The organism is Mycobacterium simiae (assembly GCF_008370645.1).
Taxonomy (GTDB): domain Bacteria; phylum Actinomycetota; class Actinomycetes; order Mycobacteriales; family Mycobacteriaceae; genus Mycobacterium; species Mycobacterium simiae_A.
In genome coordinates, this window is record NZ_VTZN01000376.1 from 1 (window position 1) to 1,497 (window position 1,497).

1 protein-coding gene is annotated in these 1,497 nt (G+C 80.8%); it reads right to left on the minus strand.

Going from position 1 to position 1,497, the window contains the following annotated elements; translation table 11 throughout:
- A partial coding sequence (locus F0Q45_RS28225) for a hypothetical protein (RefSeq protein WP_444875265.1) occupies window positions 1-1,479 on the minus strand: 1,479 nt, incomplete at its 3' end.
- Between the last annotated feature and the right edge of the window lie 18 nt (window positions 1,480-1,497).

A 1,497-nucleotide genomic window follows, 5' to 3' on the forward strand; every position in this document is an offset into this window, starting at 1 on the left:
GGTCGCTGCGGCGCCGCCGCCCCCGCCGAAGCCGCCGATCCCGCCGTTGCCGCCGGCCCCGCCGTCGCCGCCGCCGGTTGCGGCGCCGCCATCCCCGCCGGCGCCGCCGCCCCCGCCGTTGCCGCCGTTGCCGCCGACCGTGAGGCCGGCGCCGCCGCTGCCTATGTTCGGGCCGACGCCGCCGTAGCCCCCGTTGCCACCCGTGCCGCCGGCCCCGCCGTTGCCGCCGCCAGTTGCGGCGCCGCCATCCCCGCCGGCGCCGCCGCCCCCGCCGCTGCCGCCGGTGCCGCCGTTGCCGCTGGCCCCGCCGCCAGCGTTGCCAGGATCGCCGCCGATGCCTCCGTTGCCGCCCGCCCCGCCGTTGCCGCCATCGGTGGCCGCCCCGCCGGTGCCGCCGGCACCGCCAGCGCCGCCGTTACCGCCGTTGCCGTTCGTGCCGCCGGATGGGCTATTGCCGGTGCCGCCCACGCCGCCATTGCCGCCGTTGCCGCCAGCGCCGCCGTTACCGCCGTGGACGCCGCCGATGCCGGCCCCGCCGGCCCCACCCTGCCCGCCGGCTCCTGCGTCACCACCGGCACCGCCGTTGCCGGTTCCGATGCCCGAGGTGCCGTTCTTGCCATCCCCGCCGGCGCCGCCCTTGCCGCCGTCACCGCCGAAGCCATCGGCCCCGGGCGCCCCGCCGGTGCCGCCGGTACCGGCCGCTCCGCCAGCACCAGCCGCCCCGCCGGCACCGCCGGTGCCGCCGGCGGTGGCGTTGTTGCTGCCGTCGTCGGCAAAGCCGATACCGCCCTGGCCGCCGATCCCACCGCTGCCGCCGGCCCCACCCGAGCCGTTCACGCCGCCATTGCCGGCACCGCCCTGACCGCCGGGGCCACCGGCTCCGCCGACAAAGCCGGTGCCACCGGCCTGGCCGATGCTGCCGGCGGCGCCGTTGTCACCGGCGCCACCGGTCCCGCCTTGACCACCGGCGCCGCCACCGCCCGCGCTGCCCGCGAGGCCGGGGGTGCCGAACATAAATCCGGCCGCGCCTCCAGCACCCGGGGTCCCGGCGGCTCCGCCGAGGCCCCCGGCCCCGCCGTCGCCGCCGACCGTGCCATGGCTGACCCCGGTCCCTCCGGTCCCGCCGGTCGCGCCCGCCCCGCCAACTCCGCCGTTGCCACCGGCTCCGCCCAGGCCGAACAGCCCACCCGCGCCCAGCAGCCCGGGAGCAGCACCACCGGCCCCACCTGCTCCACCAGCCCCGCCGGCGCCACCGACCCCACCGGCCCCAGACACGCTGCCACCACCCGGGTTGCCTGTGGTACCCAGCCCACCAGCGCCGCCGACCCCCCCGGTACCGCCAGCCCCGCCGACCCAGCCCACTAACGCCCGGTTCAGGCCACCGGCGCCGCCGGCGCCGCCGGCGCCACCGGCCACACCGGCCACACCGGCTCCGCCAGCACCCCCGACCCCGCCCGGGGGAACGCGACGGCGTCTCACCGAACGCGATGCCCGGCA